Source organism: Streptomyces sp. NPDC101181, assembly GCF_044767975.1.
Lineage (GTDB): Bacteria > Actinomycetota > Actinomycetes > Streptomycetales > Streptomycetaceae > Streptomyces.
Window position 1 is genome coordinate 214,608 of the sequence record NZ_JBIWOX010000003.1, and the last position, 15,871, is coordinate 230,478.

Sequence of the window (15,871 nt, forward strand, 5' to 3'; positions counted from 1 at the left end):
CTGTGACGGGGCGCACACACAGCGTTTCGTTACGAAAGGTGACATAACGGTTGTCATCCGCCATGAACTGCCACCCTTTGCGGCGGTGTGGGGCCGTAGCCCTTGACGCACTCGGGGCGTTGGTCCGGGCAGAGACGGAGCGTGGCTCCGTTCGGCGATGAGAGGAGGGGTTCCCTTGTTGCACCTCGACACGGAGGCCGACGCGTGGACGGCCGCGGACGGCCGGTCGGCGGAACGGTCCTGCGACCTGGTGACGGTCCCGGCCCGGCAGGGGCTGGAGGCCGTCGACATCCTCCGCCGCGGCGGAGACCAGGAGACCGTCGGCCCGGTCCTGCACGACGGAGCCTGCGACACCCTCGGCTTCCTCGTCCCCCCGGGCACCGCCGACGCCTGGGACGTACCGGGCAGCGCGTGTACGCGGACGGACGGCCGCGGGCTGCGCCTCCCCGCCGAGCCGCCGGGCCCCGGCTCCGGCTGGCTCCTCCCGCCCGCCGACGACGCCCCGGTCACCGATCCGGCCGTGCTGCGCGCAGCCCTCGACCAGGCGGCCCGGCTGATCGAGGCCGCGGACGGCTGCCGCTGAGCCGGTCGCGCCACCGCACCCCGGTGCGCCACCGCGTGCGGGTGCCACGATCGCACCGCCGCTGAGCCCGACGCCGCTGTCGCGCCCATAATGGCCGCACGGGCGGAACGCCTCCGCCGCGGCCGGTGACCCGGGCCCCCACCAGCGAGGATCAGCGAACGTGGCACGTCGAGGACGGCCGGACCGGAGCGGGGCGGAGGGCCGCAAGAGCGCGGCCGGGAAGGCGGCGGGCCGGAAGAAGGAACAGCGCCGCGGCGGTGGACGGGACGGGCAGGAGCCGGTCACCCGGCCGGTCGACGGCGGCCTCGCCGAGCTGATACCCGACCGGGAGCGTCCACGCGGCCGCACCCTGCTGATCGACGGCGCCCCGCAGTCCCACGTGGACCTGGACGACCCCACGTACCTCTCGTTCGCCTACCAGCGGCGGCTCGGCCACGTCATCGACCTCCTCGCGCCCCCGCAGCAGCCGTTGCAGGTTCTGCACCTGGGCGGCGGAGCGTTCACCCTCGCCCGGTACACCGCGGCGACCCGCCCCCGCTCCACCCAGCAGATCGTCGAGATCGACGCCCCACTCGCCCAGTTCGTGCGGGACCACCTCCCGCTGGACGAGAGGGCCCGCGTCCGGGTCAGGGCGGCCGACGCCCGCGAGGGGCTCGGCAGGTTCCCGGACGACTGGGCCGACCTCGTCATCGCCGACGTCTTCGCCGGGGCCCGCACCCCGGCCCACCTCACCTCCGCCGACTTCCTCACCGAGGTGCGCCGGGTGCTGAAGCCCGGCGGGAGCTACGCCGCCAATCTGGCCGACGGGCCGCCGCTCGCCCATCTGCGGGGCCAGGTCGCGACCGCCGCCGCCGTCTTCCCCGAACTGGCGCTCGCCGCCGACCCGGTGGTGTGGCGGGGCCGCCGCTTCGGCAACGCGGTGCTGTACGCCTCCGCCCTGCCGTTGCCGGTCGCCGAGTTCACCCGCCGCGTGGCGAGCGACCCGCACCCCGGCCGCGTCGAACATGGGCGCGCTCTCACCGACTTCACCGGCGGCGCGGCCGTCGTCACCGACGCGGACGCCCGCCCGTCCCCGACGCCCCCGCCCTCGGTCTTCGACAACTCCTGAGCGTAGAGCGGCCCTGACGGGCCGACGGCTCCCGGACGAGAAAGAGCACCACCAGGTAATGGCTCCCGAGCGGGAGACGTCCTCACGGGTCGACGATCTGCACCAGCGGCGGATGCCCGTTCCAGGTGCAGAACACCGAGTACGTCGCCCCGCGCCCGTCCTCGAAGTTGACCCGGATCCATTCGGCGTTCGTCCACACCCGCATCGACCAGCCCGGCCGCGGTGTCGCCGAGACCAGCTTCGCCGAACTGCTCCCCAGCTCGAAGACCACCCGGCCGCCGTCGGTGCGATAGCTCTTCACCTCGCCCGAACCCGAGGGCGCGGGCGGCTTCACCGGGCCGCTCGACGGCGTACGGGAAGGGCGCGGGGACGCGGGCGAGGGACTGGCCTCGCGCGGGGGCGGCGAGGGGGAGGGCGACGGGGACGACCGGTGCGTCGAGGAGACGAGCGGTTCCCCGGTGCCCTGCCCGATCCGGTGCGGCGGCCCCGAACCCACGGAGACCGGCACGGCCCGGGGCGGGTCGTACGCCGTCCCCGTCATGACCGTGTGCACCCCCCACCACGACAGCGTGACCGCCGCGCCCGTGGCGAGCGACCACGCGATCGTGTGGACCAGTCCTCGTCGCATCCGGCGCATTCTGCACCACCGGCCCCGGGGCCGTCCCGCCGCCCCTCGAACTGGCGCGCCCCGGGCCGCCCGGTGCGATCAGAGGCGATTCCCGCACCCCTGGGGACGGTTCCGGCGGCCGGGGAGGGGTTTCCGGCGGCCGGAGGACCCGGCCCGACCGCATGGCGTACGGTGCCGCCCATGGCAAGTGTGCTCGTGGTCGAGGACGACCAATTCGTACGTTCCGCCCTCATCCGGCACCTCAGTGAGGCCTCCCACACGGTGCGGAGCGTGGGCACCGCGCTCGAAGCGCTGCGCGAGGTCGCGCACTTCCGGTTCGACGTGGTCATCCTCGACCTCGGGCTGCCGGACCTGGACGGCGGCGAGGCGTTGAAGATGCTGCGGTCCATCACGGACGTGCCCGTGATCATCGCCACCGCCCGGGACGACGAGAGCGAGATCGTCCGGCTGCTCAACGACGGGGCGGACGACTACCTGACGAAACCATTCTCCGTGGAGCACCTCTCCGCCCGGATGGCCGCCGTGCTGCGCCGCTCGCGCGCCACGGGCGGCGAGACCCCGCCGCCCCGGATCATCCGGGTCGGCGGACTCGCCATCGACCCGCTGCGCCGCAGCGCCGAGCTGGACGGCGCCGAACTGGACCTGACCCGACGCGAGTTCGACCTGCTGACCTTCCTGGCCGGGCGGCCCGGGGTGGTCGTCGCCCGCAAGGAGCTGCTGGCCGAGGTCTGGCAGCAGTCCTACGGCGACGACCAGACCATCGACGTCCACCTGTCCTGGCTGCGCCGCAAGCTCGGTGAGACCGCGGCCCGCCCGCGCTATCTGCACACCCTGCGGGGCGTCGGCGTCAAGCTCCAGCCGCCCGCCGACGCCCCGGACACGACCGGCTCGGGGGCGCCGGTCGCGGAGCCGCCCGCATGAGATGGGCCCTGGTCAAGGTCTGCCTGGCGGTCACCGCGATGGTCGTGATCGCCTTCGCCGTGCCGCTCGGGCTCGTCATCCGCGAGATGGCCAGTGACCGGGCGTTCTCCGACGCCGAACGGCAGGCCGCCAGCATCGCCCCGACCCTCTCCATCACCACCGACCGCGAGGAGCTGACCCGGGCCGTGCTGTCCACCGAGCCCGGCGGCCGGGGCCACCTCGCCGTCCACGTACCGCCGCCCTCCGAGGGTGCCGACGCCGATGCCGGCGCCGGAGGGAAGGGCGAGGCGCTGGATATCGGCACCCGGCGGGCCCCGACCGAGGCCATCGAGACCGTGCGCGAGGACGGCCGGGCCTCGATCGCCGAGGTCGCCGACGGCTTCGCGCTCCTCCAGCCGACCGCGCTCAGCAGCGGGGACATCGCCGTCGTCGAGGTGTTCGTCCCCGAGGGCGAGGTCTCCAACGGGGTCGCCACCGCCTGGCTGATACTGGCGGGCGTCGGCGTCGCGCTGATCGTCGGCTCCGTCGCGGTCGCCGACCGGCTCGGGGTGCGGATGGTGCGGCCCGCCCAGCGCCTCGCGGGCGCCGCCCACGACCTGGGGGAGGGGCGCCTGTCCACCCGCGTCCCCGAGGAGGGCCCCACCGAACTCCGTTCCGCGGCCGTGGCGTTCAACTCGATGGCCGACCAGGTCGTCCAGCTCCTGGCCAACGAGCGTGAGCTGGCCGCGGACCTCTCGCACCGGCTGCGCACCCCCCTGACGGTGCTCCGGCTCAACGCCGCGTCCCTCGGTGAGGGCCCGGCCGCCGAACAGACCCGGGCGGCGGTCCAGCAGTTGGAGCACGAGGTCGACACGATCATCCGTACCGCCCGCGAACAGCGACCGCAGACCCAGGGCGTGCCGGCCGGGGCGGGCGCGGGGTGCGACGCCTCCGAGGTGATCCGCGAGCGCATGGGCTTCTGGTCGGCGCTGGCGGAGGACGAGGGCCGCGAGGTGCGCCTGGCGGGAGTCGACCGTACGGTACGCCTCCCCGTGGCCCGGCCCGAACTGGCCGCCGCCCTGGACGCGTTGCTCGGCAACGTCTTCCGCCACACCCCGGAGGGCACCGCCTTCGCGGTCGACGTGCACCACAGCGGCGACGCGGTCATCGTGCTCGTCTCCGACGCGGGCCCCGGCATCCCCGACCCGGAGGCGGCCCTCGCGCGGGGCGCCAGCGGACGCGCCGCGGAGGGCGGCGAGGTCGGCTCCACCGGGCTCGGGCTGGACATCGTGCGCCGGGTCGCCGAATCCACCGGGGGCGACCTGCGTATCGGGCGGTCCGTGCTCGGCGGCACCGAGGTCCGCATCTGGATCGGGCTGCACGGCAGCCGCCCGGAGCGCGGCCGCCGCGGCCACGGCCGCCGGGTCGGCCGCCAGCGCCGCGGAGAACCCCGCACCACGACGGGCACCGCTCCGCGGGCCTGACCCCTCCAGAGTCCGAGGACGCCCCCTCTGGCCCCTCCGGACCCGCCCCCCCTTACCCGCAACCAGCCACTCCCTGGTCCACGACCAGCCCCCCGCAGCCTCGGACCCCTGACCCGCGCCCCCCGGGACCGCTGACCCGCGCCCCGCACCCCGGGCCCGCCGCCGCGCCCGGACCCGCACCTCCGGGCCCGCCGACCCTCGCCGCTCCCTCCGCCCCCGCCGCCCCGCGACCTGGGCGGCGCGCCTCCACCCCGTGTCCTTAACCCGGCCCCATCCCTTCCTTAAGCCCGTCCTAAGAACGTCAACGCGCCTCCGTAACGCCCTCTTTGCCCGTTCCGCAGTCGCTAGCGTGCTCCGCATCCCGTCCGGGACAGCCGGTCCCGTACGAGACGTCCAGCGACCGCCCGACCACCGCGTCCACACCGAGGGCCACCCCCACCGCGTCCCCCACCGCGAGCCCCCGGGCCACCACACCCCCCACCCGCGTGCCCCGGCCGGATCACCCCCACCTCCGGCCGGGGCGCGCCCCTAACCCGCTCGTCGCTCCCACCACTCCTGGGCGTACTCGTCGAAGATCGCCCGCAGGTGGTGGCCGATCTTCAGGTAGTCCAGGTCGTCCAGATTGGCCAGCGACACCCGCACCGACCACTCGGGCCCGTCGAAACCCCCGCCGTTCAGCAGCACCACCGAGGTCTGCTCGGCCAGCCGGAACAGCGGGTCGACCGGCTCGTAGTTCGCCTTCAGATAGTCGGCGAACGGTTTGCCGTGGACGCGCTCCGCCTCCGCCAGCAGGTCCAGCTCGATGTAGTACGCGGCCCGCTTCGGGTCCTCCGAGACCTTCATGTGCACGCCCTCCAGGAGGAGTTCGAGACGCTGCCGCACGATCGCCCGGATGCGGTGCTTGTACTCCTGGCCCTCGTCCAGCATGTCGAAGAGGGAGAACAGGGCCATCATCACCTGCTGCGGCAGCGAGAGTCCCGCCGTGTGGTTCAGCGCCACCTGCCGGGAGTCGGCCACCATCCGGTCGATGAAGCGCATCTTCTCCGGCTCCAGCGACAGGGAACCGTAACGCCTGGCGAGCCGCTCCTTCTCCGCCGCTCCCTGCTCCCCCAGCATCGCGTCGATCACGTTGTCGTCGTGCAGCCCGATCACCCCGAGCCGCCAGCCCGTCGCCCCGTAGTGCTTGGAGTAGGAGTAGACGAGCAGGGTGTTGCGCGGCAGGTCGGCGGCGAGCGAGCGGAACCCCTCCACGAAGGTCCCGTACACGTCGTCGGTCACCACGATCAGGTTCGGGTTCCGCTCCGCGACGATGGAGACCAACTGCTCGGTGACACGGCTGGAGAGGGCCAGGGAGGGCGGGTTGCTCGGATTGACGCAGCAGACCATCTTCACCGACGGATCCGCCAGCTTGGCGATCTCCTCCTCCGGGTAGCGCCACTGCCGCACCCCGGTCTCGGCGAACAGGTTCGCCTCCACATGGACCACGTCGAAGCCGTACGAATCCAGCTCCGGGATCTCCAGGTACGGGGTGAAGACCGGGACCATCAGGGCGATCCGGTCGCCCTTGGCCAGGATCCCGTTCTTCATCAGCGAGTCGAAGATGTAGCACATCGCCGCCGTGCCGCCCTCGGTCGCGAACAGGCTCAGCTTCTGCCGCTCCGGTGGCCGGTGGTCGAACATCTCGTCCGCCAGATAGCCGCGGACGATCTCCTCCGTGTGGCGCAGCATCCGGTCCGGCACCGGGTAGTTGTCGCCGATCGAGGAGTCCGCCAGCTCGTGCAGGAACGCGTCCCGGTCGAAGCCGAACCGCTTCACCGCCAGCTCCACACTCGCCTTCAGCAGCTCGATGCCCGGCAGTTCGGGGTGCGTACGGACGAAGCGGTCGAACCGCTCCGCGCACCCCGCCTCCTCCGGCATCCCGCCGAGGTTGTCGGCCGTCCACACCCGGCGGGACTCGGAGATCGCGAAGTAGCCGAGCGCGTGGTACGCCTCACGGGGGCCGGTGGCGGTCCAGTTCGGGTTTCCCCGGCCCGCGTTGAGCATGGCGCGGGTCGTCCGCCCCTTCTGGCCGGGCTTGTCGCGCTGCGCGTCCGTCGCGATCCGGATGAACGTGTCCTTGAGCTCGAAGGGGGAGAGCTGGGCGAAGCCCCGGATCTCCTCGCGGCTGAGCCGGTTCTCGGTCATGGTGTCCGCTCCGTACGGTGGTCAGGCCCCCAGCACGCCGACGAGGATCGGCCCGGTGAGCGGCAGCAGGAAGTTGGAGAGCGTGTACGTGATCGTGTAGCCGAGGAGCGGTACGGAGCTCTGGGCCACCTGGGTGATGGAGGTGATCGCCGGGGTGGAGCACTGCTGTCCGGCGATGGCGCCGATGAGCAGCGGTTTCTCGATCTTCAGCAGCTTGCGCCCGACGATCAGCGAGATCGTCGCCGGGACGAGCACCATGGCGATCCCGGCGAACGGCAGCAGTGCCCCGTACTCCTTGAGCAGCGGCCAGGCCTGTGGCCCGGCCGCCAGGCCCGTACAGGCGATGAAGACGGCCAGGCCCATGTCCTTCAGCATGGTCGCGGCCTGCGGCGGAAAGGCGCCGAAGGTCTGCTTGCGGGAGCGGAACCAGCCGAAGACCAGGCCGGAGATCAGGCAGCCGCCGCCGGTGCCCAGCGACATCGGGACGTCCCCGAGCTTGACCACGATCTGGCCGAGCAGGGAGCCCGCGACGATGCCGAAACCGATGTAGACGAAGTCGGTGGAGTCGTTCCTGACCACCGCCCCGATCTTGGCGACCAGCTTGTTCAGCCCGCCCCGTGCGCCGACCAGGGTGAGGACGTCACCCCGCTGGAGCACGGTCTCCCCGCTGGCCGGGAGGTGCTGGTCGTTGCGGAGGACGTCGGTGATGTAGACACCGTCCGCGCGGAACTCCGGGTGGTCCTTCTCCAGCCGGTCGATGGTCGCCCCGGCGGTGGCCTTCTCGGTGACGGCGACCTGGCGGGTGGCGAGCGGGGCGTCGAGCCCCGGCACGGCCGGGGTCTCCGGGCCGATCTCCCGGCCCGCCTCGATGATCGCCGAGCGCCGCCCGACCACCTGGATCAGGTCGCTGAGGGTCAGCTCCAGGCCGGGGGAGGGGGTGAGCAGCGTGCTGCCGCGCTTGACGCCCTCGACGGTGATCCGCCCGCCGAGCGCTCTCTCCAGATCGCCGACCGTACGCCCGTCGGCCAGGGTGACCAGATAGGTCCGGCCGACCGTGCCGGGCAGCGCCTCGCGCTCGTCGGACTCCAGCCCCGCCTGCCCGCCGCGCATCCTCTCCCACAGCTCGCGGGAGGCGTCCGCCAGGTTGATGCGGAGCAGCATCGGCATGATCTGGCTGGTGAACAGGACGATGGTGATGAGGCCGAAGAGGTAGCAGACCGTGTAGGCGGTGGCCACGTGCCCCTGGTACTGGGTGATCTGCTCGGAGGACAGGTCGCCCAGCTTGCCGATCGCCTCGGTCGCCGTGCCCACGACGGCGGACTCGGTGGCCGCCCCCGCCAGGATGCCCGACGCGGTGCCGACGTCCAGGTCGAAGGCCTTGGCCAGCCCGAAGGCGATGCCGAGGACGCAGACCAGTTCGATCAGGCAGAGCGCGAAGAAGCGCAGGCTCCGGCGGTTGAGGTTGGCGAAGAACTGCGGCCCGGCCAGATAGCCGAGCGAGAAGATGAACAGGGCGAAGAAGACGGTCTTCACGTCGTCGTCCACGCTGACGTGCCGGGTGCCGACCAGCAGCGACACGATCAGCGTGCCGCAGATGCCCCCGAGTGTGATCGGGCCGACGCGGAGCTTGCCGACGAGGTAGCCGGCCGCGAGGCAGAAGAAGAGGGCCAGTTCCGGATGGTCGCGCAGCACGCCCATCCGGCCTCACCCACCGCTTCCGGCAGCACGGACCAAGAGCGACATAAGTGACATGAGGGTGAAATTAACAGCGGGGAGCCGGACCGGCATCTCGCCCCGGCCCGCCCGAGGCGCGTTCACCTTCCGACGGGTCGGTCGTCCGGGCGGCCGCGCGTGACCTCCCGGACATCCCTCGGCAACGGAATCGTCTTCAACTCTTGACACCCGACCCCCGCAGGCAGCAACCTTCCGGCATCGGCGCATGGGAGCGCTCCCACGGTAGACGGGGGAGGGGATCTCGCGCGCTTCCCTCCCGCAGAACTCCCCTCAACTCCCCCTGGAACAAGGAGCAGTGGAATGCGCATCACCCGCAGTGGCGCCGGTCGGCGCCGGAGAACCGCGATCGTGGCCACCACCGGTCTGACGGTCACCGCCCTCCTGCTCACCGGATGCGGCGGCTCGTCCGACTCCGGCAGCAAGGGCGCCGACGCGGACGGGAACATCACGCTCACCGTCGCCGACTTCGGCCAGTTCGGTTACAAGGAGGCCGGGCTCTTCGAGAAGTACCACGAGCTGAACCCGAAGATCACGGTCAAGGAGGACACCACCGCCGAGGAGAAGAACTACTACCCCAAGCTCCTCCAGCAGCTGAACTCCGGCAGCGGCCTCGCCGACGTCCACGGCATCGAGGTCGGCCGGATCAAGGAGATCGTCGACACCAAGGCGGACTCCTTCGCCGACCTCTCCGAGGTCATCGACGTCGGCCAGTGGGTCTCCTGGAAGGCCAAGCAGGCCACCGCCCCCGGCGGCGCGGTGATCGGCGCGGGCACCGACATCGGCCCGATGTCCCTCTGCTACAACCGCACGCTCTTCGAGAAGGCCGGGCTGCCCACCGACCGCGCCGAGGTCGCGAAGCTGACCGAGGGCGGCTGGGAGGACTTCCTCGCACTCGGCGAGCAGTACCAGAAGAAGGCGCCCGAGGGCACGTACTTCATGGACTCCGCGAGCGCCATGTTCAACGCCGTGGTCAGCTCCAGCCCCGAGCAGTACTACGACGCGAGCGGAAAGCCGGTCTACCAGGAGAGCGCCGGGGTCAAGAAGGGCTGGGACCTCGCCGCCGAGGCCGCGTCCAAGAAGCTGACCCAGGGGCTGGCCCAGTTCGAGGACCAGTGGCAGGCGGCGCTGCGCAAGGGCACCGTCGCCACGGTCGTCTGCCCCGCCTGGATGGCCGGGCAGATCTCCACGTACGCCGGTGACGCCAACAAGGGCACGTGGGACATCACCGGCGCGCCCGGCGGCACCTCGGCCAACTGGGGCGGCTCCTTCCTGGCCGTCCCGAAGTCCGGGAAGAACGTGACGGAGGCCGCCAAGCTGGTCAAGTGGCTCACCGCCCCCCAGCAGCAGGCCGCCGTCTTCAAGGCGATCGGCGTCTTCCCCTCCAACCAGGGCGCCTACGAACTGCCCGAGGTGAAGAGCGCGACCCTGCCCTACTTCAACGACGCCCCCATCGGCCAGATCTACGCCGACGGCGCGAAGTCCATCCCCGAGGCGGTCCTCGGCCCGAAGGACGGCGTGATCAAGGACTCCATCTCCACCCAGATCAACAACATGGAGCAGCGCGGCACGAGCCCGGACGATGCGTGGGACGCGGCCGTACGGACGGTCGACAAGGCCATCGGCTGACCTCGATCCGCCCTCCGGGGCGGGCGGAAACCACCCCGCCCGCCCCGGCCCGCCCGGCTCCCCGCCGCACCCAGGGAAGGACTCCCCGCCCGTGGCAACCTCGACCCCCGCCCGGGACGCGTACGCGCCGCCGCCCCGCGCCCCGCAGAAGAAACCACCCACCGAGCGGCGGCAGTTGTGGCGCAGCCGGCTGTGGCGCTTCGACGACAAGGCGTCCCCGTACGCGTACATCGCGCCGTTCTTCCTCGTCTTCGGGGCCTTCGGGCTCTACCCGCTCCTGTACACCGGCTGGATCGCCCTGCACCGGGTGGAGATGACCGGCCTGGACTCCATGGAGTGGGTGGGCTGGGAGAACTTCGACACGATCCTGCACGACCCGGAGTTCTGGACCACGGTCGGCAACACCTTCCTGATCGGCGTCATCTCGACCGTCCCGCAGCTCCTGATGGCCCTGGGACTCGCCCATCTCCTCAACTACCGTCTGCGCGCGAGCACGTTCTGGCGCACCGTCGTCCTCACCCCGTACGCGACCTCCGTGGCCTCCGCCGCCCTCGTCTTCGCCCTGGTCTTCCGGGCCGACGGCGGGCTGCTGAACTGGACGATCGGCCTCGTCGGCTTCGACCCGGTCAACTGGGCCAACGGGCACTGGACATCGAAGATCGCCATCGCCGTCATCGTCATCTGGCGGTGGACCGGCTACAACGCGCTGATCTACCTCGCCGCCATGCAGGCCGTGCCCAACGACCTCTACGAAGCAGCCGCGTTGGACGGCGCGTCGCGCTGGCAGCAGTTCCGCAAGGTCACCGTTCCCTCGCTGCGGCCGACGATCCTGTTCACCATCGTCATCTCGACCATCGGGTCCATGCAGCTGTTCGGAGAGCCGCTGCTGCTGGAGGGCGGCGCGCTCGGCGCCACCGGCGGCAACGAGAACCAGTACGAGACGCTCAGCATCTACCTCTACAACTACGGCTGGAACCTCGGGCACCTCGGCCCGGCCGCCGCCGTGGCCTGGGCGATGCTCGCCCTCCTGCTGCTCATCGCCGCGGCCAACTGGATCGCCGGCCGATTCTTCCGCACGTCCGCGGTCTGACCGGGAGCGCCCTCATGACCCTGACCAGTCCCCCGCCCACCGCCCCCGTGAACCTCGCGCCGACGCCGAAGCGCGGCGGGTCCTCCCGCCCGAGCCGCTTCCGGATGGGCGCCGGGCAGCAGCTGAAAGGCGGCCCGTTCGCGTACGTCGCGCTCGCCGTCGTCGGTTTCGGCTCGCTGCTCCCGCTCTACTGGACCCTGGTCGCGGCCTCCCGCACCCAGGACGAAGTCCTCGCGTCCACACCGCCGTTCCTCCCGGGCGGAAAGCTGATCGAGAACATCCAGACCGCCTGGGAGCAGGCGAATCTCGGCAAGGCGATCGTCAACAGCGTCATCGTCTCCGCGTCCATCACGGCCGCCACGCTCTTCTTCTGCACCCTCGCCGGTTACGCGTTCGCCAAGATGCGGTTCCGGGGCCGGGGCTGGCTGATGACCGCGGTCATCGCCACCCTCACCATCCCGCCGCAGCTCAGCGTCGTTCCGCTGTTCATGATGATGTCGGGCCTCGGCTGGGGCGGCCAGCTGGAATCGGTGATCTTCCCGACGCTGGTGAGCGCCTTCGGGGTGTTCTTCATGCGCCAGTACCTGATCGAGGCGCTGCCGTACGAGCTGATCGAGGCGGCCAGGATCGACGGCGCGAACAACTTCCGCATCGTGCGCAGCGTGGTGCTGCCGGTGGCGCGCCCGGCGATGATGGTGCTCGGGATGCTCACCTTCGTCCAGGCGTGGAACGACTTCTTCTGGCCCTACCTCGCCCTCAACCAGCGAAACCCGACCCTCCAGGTGGCGCTCGGCCAGCTCAGCGCCTCGTACACTCCCGACCAGTCCATCGTCATGGCGGGGGCGCTGATCAGCACGCTGCCGCTGCTGGTGGTGTTCGTGGTGTTCGGCAAGCGGATCGTCGGCGGGATCATGTCCGGCGCGGTCAAGGGCTGACGGCCCCCCTCTCCCTCCCCTTTCCACCCCTCGTCCCCGGGAGCACACCCCCATGACAGTCGTCCGACCCGACGCCGCCCCGCAGCAGGCCCCCGCCGCCACGGCCCCCTTCCCGGCCGGTTTCCTGTGGGGCGCGGCCACCGCCGCGTACCAGGTGGAAGGGGCGGCCGCCGAGACGGGCCGCACCCCCTCCATCTGGGACACCTTCAGCCACACCCCCGGCAAGGTCCGCAACGGAGACACCGGGGACGTGGCCGCCGACCACTTCCACCGCTACCGCGACGACGTGGCCCTGATGAAGCGCCTGGGACTCCAGGCGTACCGCTTCTCTGTCTCCTGGTCCCGCGTCCAGCCCACCGGGCGCGGCCCCGCCGTCGAACGCGGCCTGGACTTCTACCGCTCGCTCGTCGACGAGCTGCTGGAGGCGGGCATCACCCCCGTCGCCACGCTCTACCACTGGGACCTGCCCCAGGAGTTGGAGGACGCGGGCGGCTGGCCGGAGCGGGTGACCGCCGAACGGTTCGGGGACTACGCGGCCCTCACGGCCCGCGCGCTCGGCGACCGGGTCGGGATGTGGACGACCCTCAACGAACCCTGGTGCTCGGCCTTCCTCGGCTACGGCTCCGGGGTGCACGCCCCGGGCCGGACCGAACCGGCCGCCGCGCTGCGGGCCGCCCACCACCTCAACCTCGCCCACGGCCGGGCGGCCGAGGCGCTGCGCGCGAACCTCCCCGCCGCCGCGCGCGTCTCGGTCACCCTCAACCTCCACCAGGTGCGCCCGCTGACCGACGGCGAGGCGGACCGGGACGCGGCGCGCCGCATCGACGCGGTCGGCAACCGGGTCTTCACCGGGCCGATGCTGCGGGGCGGTTACCCGCAGGACCTGCTGGCCGACACCGAACGCCTGGTGAACTGGCGCGAGTTGATCCGGGACGGGGATCTCGAAGCCATCGCCGCCCCGATCGACGTCCTCGGGATCAACTACTACACGCCCACCATCGTCTCCGCGCCCGCCTCCGGTGCGGGGGACACCCGCGACGACGGCCATGGCAGCAGCGACCACTCCCCGTGGCCCGGCTCCGAGCACGTCGCCTTCCACCTCGCCGAGGGCAAGCCGCGCACCGCCATGAACTGGTCGGTCGACCCGGACGGCCTCTACGCCCTGCTGATGGACGTCTCCCGCGAGCACCCGGACCTCCCGCTGATGGTCACCGAGAACGGCGCGGCCTTCCCCGACACCCCGGACGCGGAGGGCCGGGTCCACGACCCGGAGCGCATCGCGTACCTGCGCGGCCACCTGGAGGCGGTGCGGCGGGCCGCGGCGGCCGGGGCGGACGTGCGCGGCTACTTCCTGTGGTCCCTGATGGACAACTTCGAATGGGGCTACGGCTACTCCAGGCGCTTCGGCGCGGTGTACGTCGACTACGCGACCCAGCGCCGTACGCCCAAGTCCAGCGCGCACTGGTACAGCGAGGTGATCGCCCGCCACGCACTGCCCCCGGAGAGCTGAGCGCCCGCACTCTGGGAGCGCTCCCACGCCGCCGTCCCCGCCCCTGCCCACATGATCGATCCAGGACTTGGATTGACGTTACGGCTGTGAGAAATTGACCGGGAACGGGGAGGCGGCGGTCATGGCGGCAGGGCGAGTACGGAGCGGTGGGCGGCCCACGCTCGAAGAGGTGGCGGCGCGGGCCGGCGTCGGCCGGGGCACCGCCTCGCGGGTCATCAACGGCTCGCCCCGGGTCAGCGAGGCGACCCGGGAGGCGGTCGAGGCCGCCGTCGCCGAACTGGGGTACGTCCCCAACCGCGCCGCACGGGCGCTCGCGGGCAACCGGACCGACGCCATCGCCCTGGTGGTGCCCGAACCGGAGACCCGTTTCTTCGCCGAACCGTACTTCTCCGCCATCGTCCGAGGGGTCGGGGCGGCGCTCGCCGACACCGAGATGCAGCTCCTCCTCACCCTCGTCGGCAGCGACCGCGAGCGCCGCCGCCTCGCCCAGTACCTCACCGCCCACCGCGTGGACGGGGTCCTCCTGGTCGCCGTGCACGCCGACGACCCGCTGCCGGAGCTGCTGGAGCAGCTGGGCATGCCGTGCGTGATCAGCGGCGCCCGGCACGCCGGCGAACCCCTCGCCTCGGTCGACTCCGACAACTTCGAGGGCGCGCGGGCCGCCGTCGAGCACCTGGTCGCCCGGGGCCGCCGCCGGATCGCCACGATCACCGGCCGCCTGGAGGTCTACGGCGCCCAGCGCCGCCTGGACGGCTACCGCGCCGCGATCGCGGCGGCGGGCCTGGCCCCCGACGAACGCCTGATCGCCCCCGCCGACTTCACCGAGGAGGGCGGCGCGCGGGCGATGCGCGACCTCCTGGCCCGCCGCCCCGACCTGGACGCGGTGTTCGCCGCCTCCGACGTGATGGCGGCCGGCGCCCGCCAGGTCCTGCGCGAGGCGGACCGCCGTATCCCCGGGGACGTGGCCCTGATCGGCTTCGACGACTCGGCGGTCGCCCGCCACATGCACCCCGCCCTCACCAGCGTCCGCCAGCCCATCGAGGAGATGGGCCGCCGGATGGCCCGCCTCCTCCTGGACGAGATCGCGGGCCGCGCCCCGGGGACCGAGAGCCCCACGGTCGTCCTGCCGACGGAGCTGGTGGTCCGCGACTCCTCGTGACGGGGGCGGGACGGCGCGGCCCTCATGTGGAAGGCGAGCTTGGGGAGTGCGTCACGTGACGCACTGCTGAGCACGGGTCCGGGGAAACCGGAAGGGCCCCGGTCCGCAGACCGGGGCCCTTCCTTTCAGGGTGAGTAACGGGACTTGAACCCGCGACATCCTGGACCACAACCAGGTGCTCTGCCAGCTGAGCTATACCCACCATGTCGCCCGGTCGTTTCCGACCGGCCGAGAAAAAGTGTACAGGGTCCGGGCGGGTGCTCGCGCCCCCGTTTACCGGGGGCGGTCCACGGGTGCTCGTGCGCCCGTGACCTGCACATTCCTACGGAGTGGCCGGGACCACATGGCGCGCCGCGATCTCCTTGGCGCGCTCGGAGTCGGGGCCGGGCTGCGGGACGAAGACCGCCTCCCGGTAATAGCGCAGCTCCGCGATGGATTCCCGGATGTCCGCCAGCGCCCGGTGGTTGCCGCTCTTGTCCGGGCTGTTGAAATACGCCCGGGGATACCAGCGGCGGGCCAGCTCCTTGACCGAGGACACGTCCACGATCCGGTAGTGCAGATACCCCTCCAGCTCCCGCATGTCCCGCGCCAGGAAGCCGCGGTCGGTGCCGACCGAGTTCCCGCAGAGCGGGGCCTTGCCCGGCTCCTTCACGTGCTCGCGGATGTACGCCAGGACCCGCTCCTCGGCGTCGGCCAGGGTGGTGCCCCCGGCCAGCTCGTCGAGGAGGCCCGAGGTGGTGTGCATCTGCCGCACCACCTCGGGCATGGTCTCCAGGGCCGCGTCCGGCGGGCGGATCACGATGTCCACCCCTTCACCGAGCACGTTCAGCTCCGAGTCGGTGACCAGGGCGGCCACCTCGATGAGTGCGTCGTCCGTCAGCGAGAGCCCGGTCATCTCGCAGTCGATCCACACCATGCGGTCGTTCATGG

13 protein-coding genes and 1 tRNA gene are annotated in these 15,871 nt (G+C 72.0%); 9 read left to right on the forward strand and 5 right to left on the reverse strand.

Annotated features, from left to right (window positions below):
- Window positions 1-175 precede the first annotated feature (175 nt).
- Both ACIRRU_RS07635 and ACIRRU_RS07640 read left to right on the forward strand, forming a co-directional pair.
- A complete protein-coding gene (locus tag ACIRRU_RS07635) occupies window positions 176-583 on the forward strand; it encodes a hypothetical protein (RefSeq protein WP_403677444.1) in 408 nt (135 codons plus the stop codon).
- A 160-nt stretch (window positions 584-743) separates the two neighbouring features.
- A complete protein-coding gene (locus ACIRRU_RS07640) occupies window positions 744-1,691 on the forward strand; it encodes a spermidine synthase (protein ID WP_403677447.1) in 948 nt (315 codons plus the stop codon).
- Between the two features lie 82 nt (window positions 1,692-1,773).
- Here the strand turns inward: ACIRRU_RS07640 and ACIRRU_RS07645 are convergent, their stop codons facing one another.
- Window positions 1,774-2,319, reverse strand: coding sequence for a hypothetical protein (locus tag ACIRRU_RS07645; protein ID WP_403677450.1), 546 nt, complete (start codon window positions 2,317-2,319; stop codon window positions 1,774-1,776).
- Window positions 2,320-2,499: 180 nt separating this feature from the next.
- Here ACIRRU_RS07645 and ACIRRU_RS07650 point away from each other — a divergent pair, with 180 nt between their 5' ends.
- On the forward strand, window positions 2,500-3,240 hold the full coding sequence (locus tag ACIRRU_RS07650; protein ID WP_403677453.1) for a response regulator transcription factor: 741 nt from the start codon (window positions 2,500-2,502) through the stop codon (window positions 3,238-3,240).
- Complete coding sequence (locus tag ACIRRU_RS07655; protein WP_403677456.1) at window positions 3,237-4,703, forward strand: sensor histidine kinase; 1,467 nt, start codon at window positions 3,237-3,239, stop codon at window positions 4,701-4,703. The genes ACIRRU_RS07650 and ACIRRU_RS07655 overlap by 4 nt, the downstream gene beginning before the upstream one ends.
- Window positions 4,704-5,231: 528 nt before the next feature.
- Here ACIRRU_RS07655 and ACIRRU_RS07660 read toward each other — a convergent pair.
- Both ACIRRU_RS07660 and aspT read right to left on the reverse strand, forming a co-directional pair.
- The gene (locus ACIRRU_RS07660) at window positions 5,232-6,887 is read right to left on the reverse strand and encodes a bifunctional aspartate transaminase/aspartate 4-decarboxylase (RefSeq protein ID WP_403677460.1); all 1,656 of its coding nucleotides are present in this window, start codon (window positions 6,885-6,887) and stop codon (window positions 5,232-5,234) included.
- A gap of 21 nt (window positions 6,888-6,908) precedes the next feature.
- Window positions 6,909-8,585, reverse strand: coding sequence for an aspartate-alanine antiporter (aspT, locus tag ACIRRU_RS07665; protein WP_403677463.1), 1,677 nt, complete (start codon window positions 8,583-8,585; stop codon window positions 6,909-6,911).
- Window positions 8,586-8,921: 336 nt separating this feature from the next.
- Between aspT and ACIRRU_RS07670 the strand changes: the two genes are divergently transcribed.
- From ACIRRU_RS07670 to ACIRRU_RS07690, 5 genes are all read left to right on the forward strand, one after another.
- Window positions 8,922-10,247 (forward strand): ABC transporter substrate-binding protein, encoded by a 1,326-nt coding sequence (locus ACIRRU_RS07670; protein WP_403677466.1) that lies wholly within the window; start codon window positions 8,922-8,924, stop codon window positions 10,245-10,247.
- 91 nt (window positions 10,248-10,338) lie between these two features.
- Window positions 10,339-11,337: a carbohydrate ABC transporter permease gene (locus ACIRRU_RS07675; protein WP_403677469.1), complete on the forward strand. Its 999-nt coding sequence runs from the start codon at window positions 10,339-10,341 to the stop codon at window positions 11,335-11,337.
- Window positions 11,338-11,351: 14 nt separating this feature from the next.
- The gene (locus tag ACIRRU_RS07680; protein ID WP_403677472.1) at window positions 11,352-12,272 is read left to right on the forward strand and encodes a carbohydrate ABC transporter permease; all 921 of its coding nucleotides are present in this window, start codon (window positions 11,352-11,354) and stop codon (window positions 12,270-12,272) included.
- Between the two features lie 52 nt (window positions 12,273-12,324).
- Window positions 12,325-13,782 carry a GH1 family beta-glucosidase gene (locus ACIRRU_RS07685; RefSeq protein WP_403677475.1) on the forward strand — a complete coding sequence of 486 codons (1,458 nt, stop codon included), beginning with the start codon at window positions 12,325-12,327 and terminating at the stop codon, window positions 13,780-13,782.
- 121 nt (window positions 13,783-13,903) lie between these two features.
- On the forward strand, window positions 13,904-14,941 hold the full coding sequence (locus ACIRRU_RS07690) for a LacI family DNA-binding transcriptional regulator (RefSeq protein ID WP_403677478.1): 1,038 nt from the start codon (window positions 13,904-13,906) through the stop codon (window positions 14,939-14,941).
- Between the two features lie 129 nt (window positions 14,942-15,070).
- Here ACIRRU_RS07690 and ACIRRU_RS07695 read toward each other — a convergent pair.
- Window positions 15,071-15,143 (reverse strand) — tRNA-His (locus ACIRRU_RS07695).
- A gap of 120 nt (window positions 15,144-15,263) precedes the next feature.
- Window positions 15,264-15,869 carry an oligoribonuclease gene (gene orn / locus ACIRRU_RS07700; protein WP_363199664.1) on the reverse strand — a complete coding sequence of 202 codons (606 nt, stop codon included), beginning with the start codon at window positions 15,867-15,869 and terminating at the stop codon, window positions 15,264-15,266.
- Window positions 15,870-15,871: the final 2 nt, after the last annotated feature.